The organism is Legionella sp. W05-934-2, assembly GCF_964199965.1.
Classification (GTDB): Bacteria; Pseudomonadota; Gammaproteobacteria; order Legionellales; family Legionellaceae; genus JAFIFT01.
In genome coordinates this window covers 1-17,500 of the sequence record NZ_CAXMZT010000010.1, presented here as the reverse complement: position 1 = coordinate 17,500, position 17,500 = coordinate 1, and the positions used below count along the sequence as shown (strand labels likewise).

Below are 17,500 nucleotides of genomic sequence, written 5' to 3'. Positions count from 1 at the left end.
GCATGATAGCGCTACTTTTGATGAGGAGCGCTTGTTAGGTATCTGGTGATAACGATTAACAGACGGTATGCCGTATTATTTTTTTTGCAACTAATAATGAGAGGTGTGTTTGCAATGGACTTAACAATTGTGGCAGTAGAGCAAAGCGAATATCAAACGGTTTTAACGCATAAAGCCAATCAAATCAGCTTTCCATTATCCCAAGCAGATAAAGATTTGATCGAGGCAATGAAAATCAAATTAACCGATTTGGGCGGCGTTGGGCTTGCAGCTCCTCAGGTTAATCAGCCCAAGCAAATCATTGCTATCTATATACCTGAAGAGGCGAGGCTGTTAAGAGATAATGTTGAATCCACCTATCCGATGCATATATTAATTAATCCATCGTATGAACCTGTGGATAAAACGGCCGTTCAATCAGATTTTGAAGGGTGTTATTCGGTCAGTGCGAAAGCGGGAAAAGTTCCTCGCTACCAGACAATCAACTTGACCTATTTTGATGAAGCAGGGCAACAACATCAACGTGTTGAATCGGGCTTTTATGCCAGGGTATTGCAACATGAAATCGATCACTTAAATGGTGTATTGATAACCGATAGACTGACGCCAGATTGCGTGCAGGGAACGGTAGAAGAAATGAATACCCTTCGTCGCAATGAATTACCCAAGGAAAAGCAAGCGCTATTTGATGCAGCCATGGCAAGAAAATTAAAAAAATAAAATAAAGTAACTTGGGTAAATCACTCCAAATCGACTAACGGGACATGGATGCATAGGCGTTGTTCAGCCAACGGTTTAGGAAAATCGTTAAAGGCAACGAATGCGGGTTTATCATGCCTAATTTCATAGGGTGAATTTTCAGCCCATTTGCCATAGATATAGTGGTAGGCGAGACCTAAATTATTGGGTTTTCCTCGGTAATTAAATCGCGCATAGACCCCACCCGTAATAGTCACTCGCTCTATGCCTAAGTCATCTGATATATAAGCAACACCGGCTGAATATCGCACCTGGTTTTCTGCAACTTGACCTTCGTGGGGATTATCATGACCAATGCCAATAAATACCCCGGCAAAATCATCGTCTAGCTTTCCTAAAAGTGCTGATTGAAGCTTAGCCCAAGCGTTAGGTGCTGATTCAAAATACAACCCTTGTTCGGTGAATGATTGAAGGATGATCTTATTTATCTCAATGATATCGGGTTCATTTAACTCCACCGATTCTAGCTCATTAACAATGTTTAATTTTTCTCGCGCTTCGCTGGGTGTATAACCAAAGGTTGCTTTAAAGCAGCGAGTGAATGCGGAATGATCATCGAACCCAACACGTAATGCCGTTCCCAGTATCGTATCGTTGCGATTTTGGATAGTACGAAATGCTAATTCCATCCTTAATCGGCGAATAAATGTGCCAATCGGTTTATCGGTTGCTTCAATGAAGAGTCGCTTTAATGTCGATATAGAAACCCCCACGTTTTTAGCAAGGGCTTGAAGTTGAATGGGTTCGTCAATATGCTCATAAATGTATTTTACTGCACTAACAAACTGCGTGTTTTTTGAATAAGTCATGGTCATACTCCGAAACATAGATGGTGATGAGCACAGTATGTCACGTAATAGTCTGGCCTGTTATGCTCAAAAGTTCAATTTATCTTTAAGGGGGGGTTAAAAACCAGCAGATATTTTTATGGGATGCATAACAATTGATGTTCAATCCATGGTTTTTATGGTATAAATATACACACTAAATACCCTTTGGATATATTAACTTGTTAACTCAACGAATCATCCTTTTTTTTACCCGCCAGGGTCTTGAGGTGGATGAGGGCAGCCATCCATTGCTGATTGCTCACATTAAGCAATACGCCAAAGAAGTGAACCAAAAAATAGTCACCTCCCGATTCATGATCCAAGCATTGGCAAGTTTTTTTGAGATGGAACCGGATAGCGTTTCTGAAATGCTCAATGCACAAAAAAAACGGCCCAGACGAAGTAGTGTTGATTACACAAGGATTCAGCTAGCGCTTCAACCAAGCCCCCGCTCACTCATTCGTCTTCTGGGCAGTCGAGAAACCACTAAATTTGTTTATCTCCCCACTCAGCCAATGAGCCCAGATGCAAAACGTAAACTATCCGATATACAAGTGATCACAGATCCCAAGGCGATTGCAATCCCATTACCCGAAGAAAATGGTAAGCAACGTGCATTAGGTGTGAATGGCACGCCCTATAAAGAAGCCCAACGGAGTTCTTCAGGTGTGTTGTTTAAAGCAGCAAAAATGGAAGAAGAGGTCATGTATGATCGGGAAAAACTACCTTCGCATGATTATTTATTGAAACATTATCCAGAGCTTTTCAATAAGCCTGCGAGTTTTGAATTCACTGTAACCAAAGACGAGATTATGAAGCGACAAGGGGTCAAACGAGGATGTTCACAAAATCAATTGATGGGAATTTCAGCTAAAGATCTCATGGAAATACTGGGGATAGTAATATCGGAAAAATCGTATCATGCTTTTCATTGGGGCCACCGGCATGGCCATAGCCTTGGTGGAATGCAAATGAAAGACAACCTGGATGCCCAGACGGCAGCTTGTAATTATCGTACCTTGTTTTTGATTGAAGACCCTCTCAAGCATTTGCTTCTATCCAGTTCAGACTATGATACGGTTAAGGTGAAGGGGGATGTTACCTATCAACCTGATTTACCCCTTCCCGAAGAAATTACCTATACGCTTTCATGGGGCAATGGTAGAACGTTAACAACCACTGTCTACCCCTTAAGTTATGCTCGGCCATCGATTCAAGACAACCAAGTGGCTAAAACGGTTGTTGAAATAACCAGAACACCTTTCAAACCAACACTTTTTAGTGCAAAGCCTGTTGAAGCGGCGAATAAGGAAAGTTTTATTGATAACCCTTGGGGTTTTTTATAAGCTTGGTGCTAGCCCTAAGAGCCCAATGATACCCTAAGGCATTGCAAAGATGGTTGCTTTTATTTTATAGTGACCACTATACTACAGACTGAATTATCACCGAATAGGATCAACGTGTATGTTCAAGTTTATGTCGACAGTCATGCTTTTGGTTAGCTGCATTCATTCCAGCTATGCGATATCAACTCATAATAAAAACGTGATATACATTACGCTAGATGGTACAAGATACCAGGATTTTTTTGAACAAAAGGAAAAAAAATTTCCATTTTTATGGAATCATTATGCGCACCTAGGCGAATTGGCTGGTGGGCCAACACCAAAAACGATGTCGACGGCATCAATACCTGTTAGTTTACCTTCCTATTTATCCATGACCACCGGTCAAATTGGCTCGTGTGCCAGCAATACTTGCCCCATCGTTCAAGAAGAAACGCTTTTTGATAAAATAGCCAAAGTGCACCAATTAACCTACGAGCAAATCGCCGTTTTTTCCTCTTGGAATGCCATTAATAAAACCATCAGTGCAGCGCCTAACATCGCTTATGTTAATACCGGCAATCATATTGCGGTGGCTCCTTACTCAAATCGTCCTGATAAAGTCATGAGTCAATTAAACCATCAGCAAAAAAAGCATCCTTCCTCCTGGGATAACGAGGATCGGATGGATAGCTATACCTATCGCCAAGCAAAGCACTACTTGCAAAAATATAAGCCTCAGTTTATGTGGATTGCTTTGGGCGATGCCGATGAATACGCGCACGATAACAACCAACAAGCTTACCTACGCACATTGAGGCAATATGACAGGATCTTGGATGATTTATTTCATACGTTAAAAGATATGCCTGAGTATGCAAAAGACACAACCATTATTGTCACCACGGATCATGGCAGGGGGGATGGAACTAATTGGACAATGCATGGTCCAAAATTCCCAGAATCGAAACAGAGTTTTTTATTTGTTCTCGATGGACAATCGCTTTTAAGCAAAACGCCTCCCAAGGTAAAACACTTAACCCAAGCACATTATACAACCTTGTCTATACGGCCGCTCATTGAAACAATCATGGGTTCATAGTTAATTGGTTAAAAAATCTTGAGGGGGGAATTGAGAGATACGAACGACATTATACAAGCTGATTAATGTCATCTAACGAATAATGAAATTCACACTGCAGTAATTTGACGATTACCCAATATTTTGCCGTTTCTTCATTAAAATGACCAAAATGTTGCACGTAAGCAGGGATCCACTCGAGCAGCCTCATGACCTCTTGTTCTTTGGTTATTTTTTCAGCATGGTCTTGTAAGCTAATCGAATTATGATGGATAAATTCACCGCTGGGCAACGCTTCACAAAAGGCAGCGTACTCTCGAGTTTGAAGAATCATCTCATGCCAAAAGGCATCCACTTCACCGGCAAGCGGGATAAAACCACAACCGGATAAAGAGCGCAAATATAAAAATTTTAGGCACTCACTTAACCGAAGTTCAAATTCATTGGTATCTAACTGTGAAAATTTAGCGCTTAAGTGGGCTAATAAGGCTTGATAGGGATAGTCTGGTGCTATTTGTTTAAATAAAGAAGCAAGCTTTGTGCTCATTAGTCTGAACTACAACATTTACAATATTTATCAGCATAGGTGACTAACTTTTTGAAATTTTCTTCTTGTGCCAGTAGCTTAGCTAACTCATGGATGGATTTAGTCTTCATAGTCAATAAATTAAATGAAAGGTTTCAAATTAAAGCAATTTAAGGAACCGGTGTCAATACGTGGGAGAGGGCTTACGCCAGAAGAAACAAAAAGCATTATGTGAACCTTCGCGCTACGGACCAGCCTTCTGCCGATTGAGAAATTTAATGTTGTTTATAAAAAAATATGAAAACGTTTCCAGAACTATTAAAAAATGCCATATATATGATTTACTGTACCCGCTTCATTGAATCAGAAGGGGCTTTTTCTTTAGGATCAACTTTAGGCGCAGGGCTAAAAAATTGGAGTGCGCTACCAATAAAGCGTCCCAGATGGGAGTCGTTTTTTGTATAGCGCTGAATTTTTGTGGATGGCTCTCCAGCTGATTCTAAGATCTTATCGACATAGGTAAGACAATCGTTTTCACCGGCTTTATACCGCCAGATAAAGCGTGGCAGATTTCCGGGGCTTAGGTTGTAGTTTTGTTGGAGAATACGATGCATGACCATCATATCAATGAGATTTTTACCGGTTGTCTTTCTTGTCTCGATTTGAGAATTCTCCGCTTCTTGCTCAGTTGGGGGGCCAAGCTCAATATTGATCGGCCTATCCTTGATGTTTAATTCGATAAAGCTGTGATGCCCTGTGGTTCCTTTAAACCGTTTGTCTATGAATGCGGCATTGGTTGCTTTAATTGCATAGCTTTGGTTATCACTCGTGAGAAATTTCTGATAGGCTGCCTCATCAAATACGTGGGTATTCGGATCGGTAAAATAGGTTTCTTTTATTTCTTGCTCGACTTCTTGATGGAAATCTTTATTCAGGGAAACCCAAACCGACTCCAGTGTATCTGAGATTTGTTCTACGAAATAGGCTAAACGACGATTTTCGGGATCTTGCAGCTTAAATGGTGCACGATAGCCTATGATTCCGCCAAAAAATGCCCCTGTTGCAGCACCTGTAAAAGCACCTATGGGTACCCTTAAATGCATAATATCGTTGATTGCGCCCGCAAAAAATCCATAGACAGCACCCAGCACGGCAGATATCGCACCAAGAATGATGCCACCCAAGCCAAGCACCACATGTTTGCAGTGATAGAAGACGCCATCCGCATGGGTTTGTTGAGCGAGGTGTTGATAACTTTTGTAGATATCTTGAATATTCTTAATAAGGCTTGTTGCACTATCAAATCGCGTTGTTCTTAGTTGCGTTAAATTTGACATGAGGCTAATTAATGCATCAGCAATTTTATCGAGTTCTTCTGCTTCGATTTTTGAATTAATCAGCTCTATAAAAAGCTGATTGATGTAGAATTTTGCTTCAAAGAACTTAAAATTAGCGATTGCCTTTTCAAGTTCTAGTCGTTTATTGTGACTGACGGCCATTAAAAAAACTCAAACGATTTATTTTGCAATTATATCTAGAAAATATTAATAAAACATTAAGGGTGTGCTAGGAACATGCAGAGTTCTTTGCACCGGAAGAAAATAAATTAGTTCTTGGCTATGGTGAGCTATCCCCGCATTGAGCTTAGCGCTGAGGAATCCTGATATTTCTTTGTGTTGCTAAATTTTTAAATATTGGGCAAAAATATCAGATTTACTCAGAATGCAGCGAAATTCGGGATGTCTCGGCTATGCTGATTCTCTCTTGTTCGGCAAACACCTGGAATAGGGATTATCGGCGGAACATTGACAGGCCAATAAAAATGGCTTAAAATCGGACACTTTTAACTTAAAGAGGTCAATGTCATGTCGTTTTATGATAAGCTACAAGGTGCAACGGGTCGATTCTGGAATGAAAAAGATACGGTTTTTTTTAAACCCTATCAGTCTATTTATGATGGAGTGACTCGGGCAGCTTCGATTGTGACTGCTCCAGTTATCTTTGCAACAAATATCAGCTTCAATGTTGTTGGAATGCCTGGCGTCATTATTACATGCTGCTGCCCATCTATTGGCAGGCGATGTCTTTGGTCAAAATGGCGTGACAACCCATCTTGGCAATGCTGCCAATAATTTATTTGCGACTGCTATGCTGCTACTCTCAGCTGTCGTGAGCCCCTTCGCCAATGCGGTTGATGTTATCGGCAGTGGTGTCACATCGTTGATGCCAAAGGAAGAAAGCTCTATTTCATTCTCTATGTTTTAAATAAATCTCTCCCATAAAGACGATAACACGGAATACACTAACTATTCCGTGTTATTTCTAGAATGTTCCCAAACAACAAATCAAGTATTGCTATAACAGACATTGTTTATTCAAGCAATGTTACTTCAGACACTTGCTTCATCGATTTTTTAAAATCGGCTTTATAAAAATAACCCAGTGACTCATAGCTGTCTTTCACATAAAAGCGCAAGATATCGTCGTTTTTAGTAAAGTCGGCGCCATAAATTAAGGTCACATGGCGGTTATCTGAATAGACTATGGGTAGGTTGTTTTCAAGCGATTGTTTGATTTTTTCAATAAACATCGCCTTAGGGATAAAATGGGTTTGTTCGTTTCGTCTTCTGTCAGGGTCTTTTCCTTGCCCATAATAATCACTGTCATCTTTTGAAATAGCATAGGTAACCCATTTGCCTTTTGGCAGAATTTCTTTGGCAAATGCAAGATTGGTTAGCCTGCGACCATTGAAGTTAGTGTTTTCCGGAATTTCGTAGATAAAATAGTTTGATAACTGCGACTTTGCCGTTGCTTTTTTCTGTTTGGTTGTGGTGTTATCAGCAAAAACGGCATAGTAAATATCGCTGTAATCAGGGGGAGATAGGATATCTTGATAGTCGTCATACGTCGTTGCCCCATAGTTTTTCATAATATACTCAGCCGATAGCGGGGTGCCACCTTCCGCATTATAACTACCATATTTTTTAGGATTGACGTGGTCTTCAACGCCTAGAATCGCTAAATCAAACCGGTCTTGCATATTGATGTATTGCATTGCCCCTCGTGAAATCTCAAGCTGGGATTTTGGGTGATTGACCCGATAGATTGTTTCAATGGCGCTAAAAAATGCATAGGACCAGCACAACCCTGTATCTCCTTGATCAAACCCACGACTAACCGGTAGCACGATACTCTTGGTGATAGTCCGTGACTGATCGATGCCTTGAATTGCTTGATAGATGGTGCGATTTCTTAGATTGACTGCGTCCTCAATGGTACTGTGTATCGCATAACCCGGTTGGATTGTTGCTAATACGCCAACTAGCATGGCCATTGAATTTGAAAGCTTATGCATGAGTGAAAACTCCGTTTTGAGTAAGTATCTCAAGAAAAAAGTGCGACACATTCAAATAATTACTTCGATTCATAAACCCCTCATCCGCCCTATGGGCACCTTCTCCCCATGTCTGGGGAGAAGGTAAAAGGAAAGAAGTTATTTAGAAGTCCCATTTTATTTAAACGCATTTACGGGTATTTAGCAAATATCGCCTGGCGTAAATAAATCGGCTATAATCGGGATTGATTTGGCTAGGGAGAAACGGGGAATGGTCGTTGAGTGCAACGTGGTCATTGGTGGCATGCTCCTGGGGATTGCTGCGGGTATCCTCCTCTTAATTCGTGGGCGCATACTGGGGTGTAGCGGCATGGTTTTTCGCTGTGCCAGTTTATCTTTGAAAAACCGTGATTGGGATAGTTGGTTCTTTTTAGCAGGGATATTTCTTTGTGGATTGGCCTTTTCTCTATATCAGCCTGTACCAAATCCCAATCAGATTTTTCACACAAGTTGGGGGCAATTTTTTATCGGAGGACTGTTTACCGGTATTGGCACTTTCCTGGGGAATGGATGCACAAGCGGTCATGGTCTTTGTGGGCTTTCGTTACTTCGAAAGCGCTCCTTTGTTGCCGTTAGCTTGTTTTTTTCGGTGGCTATTTTGACCAGTTGGATAATACATTAAGCGGGGTTTGATGAACTACTTCATTACGTTTTGTTGTGGGATAATCTTTGGTCTAGGCTTGCTCTTAACAGGGATGTATAGCCCAGATATCATATTATCGGGTTTGAAAATTGGTGCTCAAACCTTTCGCTGGGATTTGTATGTGACTTTTGCCACCGCGTTAGGGGTAACCTTTTTTCTTTTTCAATTTCGGCGCAGGATGAGTAAACCGCTGACTCAAGACACGTTTCAATTACCAACCAAAGAACGCATTGACTGGCAATTAGTCGTCGGGGCAATCTTATTTGGCATTGGCTGGGGCGTCAGCGGCATATGTCCTGGTCCCAATGTTGTTGGCTTGGCGTTATTCCATTGGCCTTTTTATTGGATAAATTTTGCTGGCATTATCCTTGGCTTTCTCTTGACTCGGTTTTTGCTCAAGAAAAAGGGCGAATGTTAAGCCAAATGATTTAAGCTGCACACATAATAGGCTTTTGACGGTGTAATTTGATTAAAATTGGATTGCGTGGCCAAGGAGTAGGCACCAATATTTTGGGTGTAGATGAATTCATTGGTCTGCATTTTCGGAAACAAAATGGAATCCAGTATCTTATCGCCTGCATCGCAGGTTGGCCCCCAAAATAGGCTGGGGTATAATTTCGTTTGTTTTTCAGAAGCGTGGAAAAGCGGTTTAAAATCCCATCCTTCAAGCGACAGTTTCTTCCCATCGAAGTGATAGTAAATGCTCGAAGCGAAAAATCCATAAGCACCGTTTGCTAGATAATACGCATATCGTGGACCGGCTGGCGTTTGTTGGACTTGTGTGCCAATGATTCGGATAGCGGCTGTGATAGTTGGCGAGGCAAAAAAACGTCCGGGCTCGGCGATAACTTCGATGTTTTTAGGGAAATAGTGGTTGAGGTCTCGATTGACTGTTTTGGCGAAAAGCACAAACCGCTCATCATGATTGCCTGGCCACCCACCGCCGATATCTAATACGGTTAATGAATGGTGCCATTTTTCTTCGCTGTATTTGAATAATGTAGACGATTGCTGTAGTGCTTTAGAATAGGCTGTTTCATCCAGGTTGTTACTGCCCACATGAAATGCAATGCCCACAATAGGTGCTTTTTTCTTTAGCGCATAATCAAGTATGTGATAAGCTTCTTCTAGACTAGCCCCAAATTTGTCACTCAATGGGGTGACACTATGACTATCTTCTGTTTTAATTCTTAGCAAGTAGCTGACAGATGGCGCATACGCTAACATTTTATCGAGTTCTTCGATTGAATCAAACACCATCCACTTAATATGGTTTTCTTCAGCAAACTTTATTTCTGAGATTGGTTTTCTTGGATGAGAAAAGATAATGTTTTGCGGGTTGACCCCCAACTGAAGCGTTTGCACCATTTCTCGTTTGCTGGCACAGTCAAAGCCGGAGCCTAGCGCTGCCATCACGTTGTTGATGGCTAGATCATGATTGGTCTTAACAGCATAATGCACTTTGACTCGTGATAGATGTTTATTCCATAAATCAAACCGCTCTACTAAACGACAAACATTGACGGTATGAAAGCTATCTTCAATATCGGGTTTTAAACTCATTTCTCTAAGGAAGGGTATTTCATCGTGAATCAACGTGACTGGCTCATTGGGTGTGATTTTTTTTACAGCCTCAATCGCACTTTGAAATGGCTTGGGTATCGATTGTCCATTTTCTGCCAGAACTTCGCTATTTGCAATAATCCATGTAGATAGCAAAATAACACTCCTTATACTCATTTTTCGGCCAGTCATCCTAAGAATATCGATTTATCGATAATGACATAAATATACTGTGAAAATAAATGGTTAAATCCTATTTTTTAGAAGATGGCATGGTCCGTTGATTAGGACTTTTTTATTTTAACCCGTCGTCTCTTTGTACTGGACAATTTTTTAAAAGCACTGTCGTTGCGAGCTTTGCGAAGCAATCCAGTTCGATCTCTGAACAGAAATCTATTCTAGATTGCTTCGCTACGTTCGCAAAGACGGCTTTTTTAAAAAATTGTCCGGTACAAAACCCGTCGTCTATTTTAGGGAGCTTTCTTAAGAATTTCATAAGAATTGATTAAAAAACTTGCTAACTCAATAAATTGGATGATATGTTGAATTGAAGGGATTTAGAAGTGGAGTTTGATATGGAATCAATGATTGATTTAGTAGGATATGTCGCTTCTTCTTTAGTATTTGCAACGTTTTACGTTAGGAAAATTCTTACTTTAAGGATTATTGCTATTTGTAGCAACGTTGCATTTATCACATATGGCCTTGGTTATCATTTACATCCTATATTTATTTTGCATTTGGGCTTATTGCCTTTAAATTTGTATAGAGTATTTGAACTAGTGAAGCAGGATCCGAAATTTTCTTTGTTTGCAAAACAAGCATAGATAGGGGCGATTTAGGGATCGCCAGCGTTGCGTGACTGATTCAAATAACTTATCAAGGTTATGAGCGGTTCGAAAGAACGATGCATAATGGCCGTCTTGTGCATGATGTTAAACAGCTGCCTTGAGATATACCCTCAAACAACCCACTTAAGCCAGGGTGTTCTTGCGTTACAGACTCTGGGCTTTCGGCAAGCCTGCGTGACCATGGACAACGTTATTAGATAAGCTATAGCCTCGATAATATCCAAGAAGTATGGTTTACTAAATGGGATTTTGCCCTTAATGAGTTGGTGGACTTAAAACAGTTTGCTCCTTGATTTCAATATTGCCTCCATCGCTGGAGTTAAAAAATAAAATTTTCGAATGATATTTGGTAACTGTGCTTCTGTGAGCAATACTAACTACCGAAGTATGGTTTAAATTGTTGATAGCTTCATATGCTTTTTCTTCACTTTTTTCATCGAGTGCAGAAGTCGATTCATCCAAAAACAGCCAATCAGGCTTTTTAAGCAATGCTCGAGCAATAGATACTTTTTGTTTTTGGCCGCCAGATAACACAGTCGACCAATTATTAAACTCATTTAAGCGAACGACAAACGGCTCCATGCCACCAAGACTAATTAATGCATGTTGATATTCGTCATTGGTGTAAGTTGACTCAGGTTCCGGGTATGCAAGCACACCTTTCAAGGTATCATTAGGAATGGTTGGATTTTGAGGTAGAAAGAAAAAGGACTTATTGGCTGGCATTGCTACTTTTCCGCATCCATATCGCCATGCCCCAGATATCACTTTGAAAAGCGAGCTTTTGCCAATGCCAGAGGGGCCTTGGATTAAAACACGTTCGCCTGGTTTTAATTCAATGGTAACATTTTTCAATAGGTAGTCAGCATTCGATTGTTTTGGTGTCATGATTGATAAATTAGAAATCTTTATCGACTCTTTAGGCCGTGTTTTATATTGAATGGATTTAGCATTGACAGCCAAACCATCTTTTTTACAGGCCTCCTCTAATTCCGTTATCCTTAGCATCTTATTTTTATAGTCTGCCAGGGTATCGTAGAATTGAACCAGAAAGCTAAATGACATGTTGACTTGTGTAAATAGAACACCAATTTGCATTAGTTGCCCTACTTCTAAAGCACCTGAAAAATATAATGGTGCTGCCAATAAGTTAGGAAGGATATTGGATATATTAAAATAAAAATTTTGGAAAGCGGTGAGTTTTGTTTGCGTACTTAACTTTTCATGTGCATTTTCATTAATGTTGTTAATATTCTTGTTTATGATGGTCTTAAAATATTCAATCCCTTTTTCTTCGGCAATATTATCTGAATTCTCATTGACTTGACTTAGGTTTTGACGAAACTCTGCTTCAAGACGCTCACTTTTTTGGTTGGTGGATGATAAAGATTTACCAATCCAATAGGTAGCAGCTGTTGCTAAAATAGCAGACAACAATGCTACCCAGACTAAAAATCCTGGAATAACAACGTTTAATCCCAAAACAGCAAACGTGAGGCTTCCACCAACAACCCATAATGTTCCTACTGAGAAACCAAGCGTCAGAATGGATTGAAGTAAACTAGTACCTAGATTAAGTGTTTGGTCAACAAATACTTTAATATCCTCTTGAAGTCTTTGTGATATATTGTCAATGTCTTTTGAAAAGTGTTTAAGATCGAAAAAGTTGTTTTCTCCATCAAAAAAGTCGGACAACATTTTCTTTGTTAGCCAATTTCGCCAACTAATTGATAGCTTTCCTATAAGATATTGTTGAATAGTATAAACACTGACAATTCCTGTTACTAACAATGAAAACTGCAACAAGGAGTACAGAAAAGGTATTAATGCTTTTGCAGTTAATGCCGAAAAAAAGGCAACAGACCACCAACCAAATGCGATTATTAAAATTGAGGCGACGACTACGCAAATGGAAATACCTGCCAATAACAGCCATACTTTCATTTTCTCGTTGGAGTTAACAAAGTAATCTTTCAGCAAGGAATAAAGAGCCTTCCATGACGATTTATTGGTCTGAGTCATAATAGTTAATTTAGTTGAATATAAGTGATAAATGGTTCACAAAGCAGACAAGAGGGTCATATATTATCATTCTGGTCATATATTGTCAATTCAAGATTATACGTTACCTAGAATCAAGGAAACCCGCCATTATTGATTCGCTGGATAGCGTCTTCCTCGTCAGTGCAGGCGAGGTGATGATGATGCTTTTCTTACCGTCACATAGTTTATAACTGAAGTTAACCCCGCAAACCGCCGAAGGAAAGTTTCGGAAGTTATGATTCAATGAGTTGAACGGTTGTCGGACCAAGGCTGTCAAGGTAAAGTAGAAATACATTAAAATTCGCAGCCCGTATGGAGGCGTAGCTGTAATACGGGAACTCAACTTCGCCGAGGGGTATTTCCCTGAAATAAATTTCCTTGCGGTGCACTATTTACAATGATGTTCCGTAAAAATATGATATGATTTGCAATTCGTAGGTAACACAACTATCAATGATTTATGTAAGGATGCATTCAATGATAATGCGGCATTTCCGATCAACCTATTCCATTTTTAAATTCGTTATTTTAATTCTAAATACTAGCCTTGTTGGCCTTAACGTCTGTGTCGCAGCAAATTATCAAGCCAGTGCTTATATTGGCGGAACGACGACAACGTTTTCTCGATACGGTCAACTGTATTTTAATGGCGAAACCGATCGACTTGTGCTAACCAACAACCATTTCAGTGACATCACCTGGGGGGCCGCGGCAGCAGTGCGCTTGAATGCACCCGGAAAATTACAAACGATTATTAAAGAATTATCGATAGGTCCCGAGTTTTTCTATTTCTCGACAACAGGCGTCGGTGATGTTTGGCAATACCAATTACCAGAAATGAATAATCTGACTTATCGAATTCCAGTGACAAGTTTTAGACTCTTGGCAACAAATGAAGTGACGTTTAATTCGTTCATTGATAATGTTTATCTATTTTTTGTGTGGGGGATGGGATTTGCAGCCAATGAATCGTCTTTTCAGGAATATCCGCGACCCTCGTATAATTGGTCAGGCCTTTTGCTGGATAACAGTACTCAATACAATTTTGCTTATACGTTGGGAGGCGGAATCAAGTTGGATATTTCGGATTTGGCAAAACTTAAAAATAAGCGTCTTCAACTGTCCTTGCGTTATTTGTATGCTAATTTAGGTTCAGCTGATGTAACTAATATAGCCAACACGCCGTTCATCAAACCAATTTCCGTTCATCTGTTCACCCAAAGTTGGGTTGCGGGTCTAACGTGCTTGTTTTAGAAAAATGATTAGCCAAGGAATACTACCCATGAAAAAATGTTTGCCATTGATTTTTTTTACACTTGGTTTGCTATTGATTAAACCCGCGCTTGCAGCAACGAATCCATTTTCGGTGACTGCAAACACCCCAGTGCAAAATATGATTTCAGGCAGTTCACAAGAAATTCATTATGTCTTGACTAGCCCTGTTCCACAAAGTTCGCCAGCTATCGTGAAGTGCACGTTTACGCCCAACAACCCTGCCCAATTAACCTATTCATTTAATAGTGCAGGCTGTGTGACTGGGGTGGGATTATTCAAAGGTCTTTCGGTTGATACGGCCTTAACCTTGAATGTTGCAGCCGGTGTTTCCACACCCCAAAAAGGAACGCTAACGTTTAAGCAAACCAATGGAAGAGGGTATACCGTTAATATCCCCATTACTATTAACGTGGCCACCAACTCGCAACGAGTTATCACCTTTAGAAACTATTGCAAAACCCCAAACGGCGCTGGGCAGGATACTGGTAGCGATATTGTCATCGGCATTATCTCTTCTTCGGTGCCGGCTAAGAATCAATCGACAGCGAATACGTCGTGCACGGCCGATTCGGATTGCGCTGAATTTAATTATTCAACGTGTATTAACGCAACCGCCACTGGACCATGCAATGGGGGAGCAGGGTGTTACTGCGGTGGGGGTGCCTGCGTTGCGGATAGTGACTGTTCGAATAATCATGTTGGAACCTGTGTGAAAGGTGCTTGCACTTATTGTACGGATTCTAATGATTGCATCGAAGGGGCTTCTTGCAGCGCCAATCTATGTTATTTTAATTTTCCTCAACCCGGCAAATATCAATTAAGTCCTTACGTGACAAGCGGAACCCCGGATAGCACCACCGTAACTTTGCAAGACAATAGTGCCTCCAATGGGTTTACCCAAGTGTTTAATGGGCGGTTTACCGGGCGAGTTGGCTGTAATCTTGTGGCAGGGCAGTATTCGAATTGCACCGTTGGCGATTGTGGAACATCTGCTACTCCTGGATCAGGGGCTTGCAACTTTGCAACCAACGCCATTGTTTCACCGGCAACGCTTGCAGAAGCAACCTTCATTGCGAAAACGCCGGATACGTATGATATGTCGATCATTGGCGGAGTATCCATGTCCATGGATTTTCATCCTACCTCCGGAAGTGCGGCGTCGCCAGCGTCCTATGATAACCCCTATGTCTGTGGTAATCCTGGCTCGATTACGCAAGTAAACACCAATGGGGGACAGCAAAATATTGGGGCGAGTTCGTGGCAATTTACCTTACCGAGCTATAATAACTCAACGGTCTTTCAGTTGCGTTGGGTGGATGAAAGTGATGCAACGCCTTGTAGCGCTGATTCGACTTGCCAAACCATTGATACCAACTACTATTGCGGTATGACGAGAACGAATGAAGGGCTTGCCGGGGCGACAACGTGTGGGAAAGTCCTTGGCTATTGGACATTTGATCAAATATGCACCGATAACGCTGCTTTTGAGTTTAAAAACGCCAATGATGATTCTATTGCGCTATGTACGAGTCCGTTTGGTACAAATACTTACCAAGACCTTCTCGCATGCTCTGGACCAGCGGCTGCTAGCTGCTTTAATGAAACCAGCAAAAATACAATTTGCTGCGGCTGTGTGAATTGGAACACCCAAGGGATAATCGTACCCACCGATCCAAAAATTGTCACACAATGTCAATATCCTAATGCTTATTGGGTTGGTTCCACAAAATTCAGTGCTCCCGGTGTGCTACCTTTTATCACCTGGTTAAAATCCGCATGCCCCGGCTGTTATTCTTATCCGTATGACGATAAAACATCAACCTATGGTTGCCCGGGGAACAATGGGCAGAGTGCGGTCAATTACACCATTGATTTTTGCCCTGAAAATAAGCCCTAGATCCATAAAGTAATTATCGCGTTTATAGTAAGTAAGTAGCTCAGATGAAGGCGCAGCCGTAATCCGTATATGCTGAAGAGTGTAACGAAAGAAACAACAAATTTATCATTGATACTTGGCTTGAATGCAAAGCCGAGTGCTATCAATATCAAGACAATTCCAAAAAATTGGATAAGTGCTTAACGTATTATACAAACGGTATAAATGAGCTTAAAAAAGCTGTTTGCTATTCCATTAAAGAATTTCATCTTTTTATTTGAATAAAACCATGGCTTTTCATGCAAACCTGCTTGACTCGCTTAATATTAAGCAGGTCGCAAGCAATACCGATAAATACCCAAAAACAACCTATACTTATGACTATATAACAAACAATATGGTGATATTATGTCTTTTATAGGATATTGGATGAAAGCAGCTTATTTGCCATTAATGCCTAGCTTTTGCCTTGGGCCAGGAGCTGATGCTATGAATCAATATCTTGCCCTTGCCATAAGTGAGCAGGACCATGAAACGGTCGATTTATTAATGGGGATGGGGGCAGTGCCAGATGAAGAATCAATAACGGATGCTGTTCAGGCTGGTAGTGAGAAAATACTTAAAATCCTCTGCACGTCAAGTGATAGTATTAAAGAGAAAGTTGTCACAAAAATCCAATCAAGTGGAAAACCTGAGCTCCTAGAGGACCTCGCATTAAACAAACATACAGGACTATCAGCTTCTGCTTCCTCACAATCAATGTTTATTAAACCCATGGAGGAACCATCAACCAACCAAGCAGAAAGCAAATCAAAAAATAATGCTCCGAGGTAGATAAAATCCTAAATGCCTTTATCTTGTTAAGGCTATTTTGAGATTAAAACATATAAGGGACTCAAATGTCAGAAATCAATCATTACAAAATGGCACTTTATCTTTTTGTAATCGCATTCCTTTCTTACCATTTTAAAGTAGGGTTTTACATACTCATTTCTAATTACCTTGTCCGATAAATGTATGGAGATTTATGTTGGCCTTTAGAACGTTTACCATCATCGTTCTGTCTTATTATTAGGAACTGGCAATGCCGCTAAGCGATCTCAGAGAAAATCAAAATGGCTTTTTGGTGTATCTGGCTAGAAAAAAGATTGGCTGCAAGCCATTGGGTAGTATTTAGAATCCTATCAGCGTCGCGCTGAGGAATCCTGATATATTTTTGTTCAATAAGAAAAATTGGCAAAACTAAAGAGAACCCCCTCGCCCGCGAGAAGATTTATTGTGATATTATGTTGTTCCTCGCGGGAGAGGGTTGGGGCTAAGTGATCCCTACAAAA

General features: G+C 40.6%; 16 protein-coding genes. 10 read left to right on the top strand and 6 right to left on the bottom strand.

The features are described 5' to 3' along the window. Window positions 1–114 precede the first annotated feature (114 nt). A complete protein-coding gene (gene def, locus AB3348_RS11600; protein ID WP_367607752.1) occupies window positions 115–720 on the top strand; it encodes a peptide deformylase in 606 nt (201 codons plus the stop codon). 20 nt (window positions 721–740) lie between these two features. On the opposite strand, the gene AB3348_RS11595 is transcribed toward def, so the two are convergent. Continuing rightward, on the bottom strand, window positions 741–1,568 hold the full coding sequence (locus tag AB3348_RS11595; protein WP_367607751.1) for a GyrI-like domain-containing protein: 828 nt from the start codon (window positions 1,566–1,568) through the stop codon (window positions 741–743). A gap of 200 nt (window positions 1,569–1,768) precedes the next feature. Between AB3348_RS11595 and AB3348_RS11590 the strand changes: the two genes are divergently transcribed. Next, complete coding sequence (locus AB3348_RS11590; protein ID WP_367607750.1) at window positions 1,769–2,935, top strand: hypothetical protein; 1,167 nt, start codon at window positions 1,769–1,771, stop codon at window positions 2,933–2,935. Between the two features lie 118 nt (window positions 2,936–3,053). Further along, window positions 3,054–4,016: an alkaline phosphatase family protein gene (locus AB3348_RS11585; RefSeq protein ID WP_367607749.1), complete on the top strand. Its 963-nt coding sequence runs from the start codon at window positions 3,054–3,056 to the stop codon at window positions 4,014–4,016. 49 nt (window positions 4,017–4,065) lie between these two features. Here the strand turns inward: AB3348_RS11585 and AB3348_RS11580 are convergent, their stop codons facing one another. Beyond that, window positions 4,066–4,542 (bottom strand): hypothetical protein, encoded by a 477-nt coding sequence (locus AB3348_RS11580; RefSeq protein WP_367607748.1) that lies wholly within the window; start codon window positions 4,540–4,542, stop codon window positions 4,066–4,068. Window positions 4,543–4,862: 320 nt separating this feature from the next. Beyond that, window positions 4,863–6,020, bottom strand: a complete 1,158-nt coding sequence (locus AB3348_RS11575; RefSeq protein ID WP_367607747.1) for a hypothetical protein — start codon at window positions 6,018–6,020, stop codon at window positions 4,863–4,865. 523 nt (window positions 6,021–6,543) lie between these two features. On the opposite strand from AB3348_RS11575, the gene AB3348_RS11570 reads away from it, so the two are divergent. Beyond that, the gene (locus tag AB3348_RS11570; protein WP_367607746.1) at window positions 6,544–6,786 is read left to right on the top strand and encodes a hypothetical protein; all 243 of its coding nucleotides are present in this window, start codon (window positions 6,544–6,546) and stop codon (window positions 6,784–6,786) included. A 106-nt stretch (window positions 6,787–6,892) separates the two neighbouring features. On the opposite strand, the gene AB3348_RS11565 is transcribed toward AB3348_RS11570, so the two are convergent. Then, entirely contained in the window at window positions 6,893–7,876 is a 984-nt protein-coding gene (locus tag AB3348_RS11565) for a hypothetical protein (RefSeq protein WP_367607745.1), read from the bottom strand. 250 nt (window positions 7,877–8,126) lie between these two features. Here AB3348_RS11565 and AB3348_RS11560 point away from each other — a divergent pair, with 250 nt between their 5' ends. Further along, entirely contained in the window at window positions 8,127–8,537 is a 411-nt protein-coding gene (locus tag AB3348_RS11560; RefSeq protein WP_367607744.1) for a YeeE/YedE family protein, read from the top strand. A 10-nt stretch (window positions 8,538–8,547) separates the two neighbouring features. Next, the gene (locus AB3348_RS11555; RefSeq protein ID WP_367607743.1) at window positions 8,548–8,976 is read left to right on the top strand and encodes a DUF6691 family protein; all 429 of its coding nucleotides are present in this window, start codon (window positions 8,548–8,550) and stop codon (window positions 8,974–8,976) included. Here the strand turns inward: AB3348_RS11555 and AB3348_RS11550 are convergent. Further along, complete coding sequence (locus AB3348_RS11550) at window positions 8,973–10,277, bottom strand: type III PLP-dependent enzyme (RefSeq protein ID WP_367607742.1); 1,305 nt, start codon at window positions 10,275–10,277, stop codon at window positions 8,973–8,975. The two genes, AB3348_RS11555 and AB3348_RS11550, sit on opposite strands and share 4 nt — an antisense overlap. A 419-nt stretch (window positions 10,278–10,696) precedes the next feature. Between AB3348_RS11550 and AB3348_RS11545 the strand changes: the two genes are divergently transcribed. Next, complete coding sequence (locus tag AB3348_RS11545) at window positions 10,697–10,948, top strand: hypothetical protein (protein ID WP_367607741.1); 252 nt, start codon at window positions 10,697–10,699, stop codon at window positions 10,946–10,948. Between the two features lie 279 nt (window positions 10,949–11,227). Here the strand turns inward: AB3348_RS11545 and AB3348_RS11540 are convergent, their stop codons facing one another. Then, on the bottom strand, window positions 11,228–12,994 hold the full coding sequence (locus AB3348_RS11540) for an ABC transporter ATP-binding protein/permease (protein ID WP_367607740.1): 1,767 nt from the start codon (window positions 12,992–12,994) through the stop codon (window positions 11,228–11,230). A 498-nt stretch (window positions 12,995–13,492) separates the two neighbouring features. Between AB3348_RS11540 and AB3348_RS11535 the strand changes: the two genes are divergently transcribed. The 3 genes from AB3348_RS11535 to AB3348_RS11525 all read left to right on the top strand — a co-directional run bounded on the left by AB3348_RS11535 (window position 13,493) and on the right by AB3348_RS11525 (window position 17,000). Further along, complete coding sequence (locus AB3348_RS11535; RefSeq protein WP_367607739.1) at window positions 13,493–14,269, top strand: outer membrane protein; 777 nt, start codon at window positions 13,493–13,495, stop codon at window positions 14,267–14,269. A 28-nt stretch (window positions 14,270–14,297) separates the two neighbouring features. After that, window positions 14,298–16,187 (top strand): thaumatin family protein, encoded by a 1,890-nt coding sequence (locus AB3348_RS11530; RefSeq protein WP_367607738.1) that lies wholly within the window; start codon window positions 14,298–14,300, stop codon window positions 16,185–16,187. Window positions 16,188–16,574: 387 nt separating this feature from the next. Next, on the top strand, window positions 16,575–17,000 hold the full coding sequence (locus AB3348_RS11525; protein ID WP_367607737.1) for a hypothetical protein: 426 nt from the start codon (window positions 16,575–16,577) through the stop codon (window positions 16,998–17,000). Window positions 17,001–17,500: the final 500 nt, after the last annotated feature.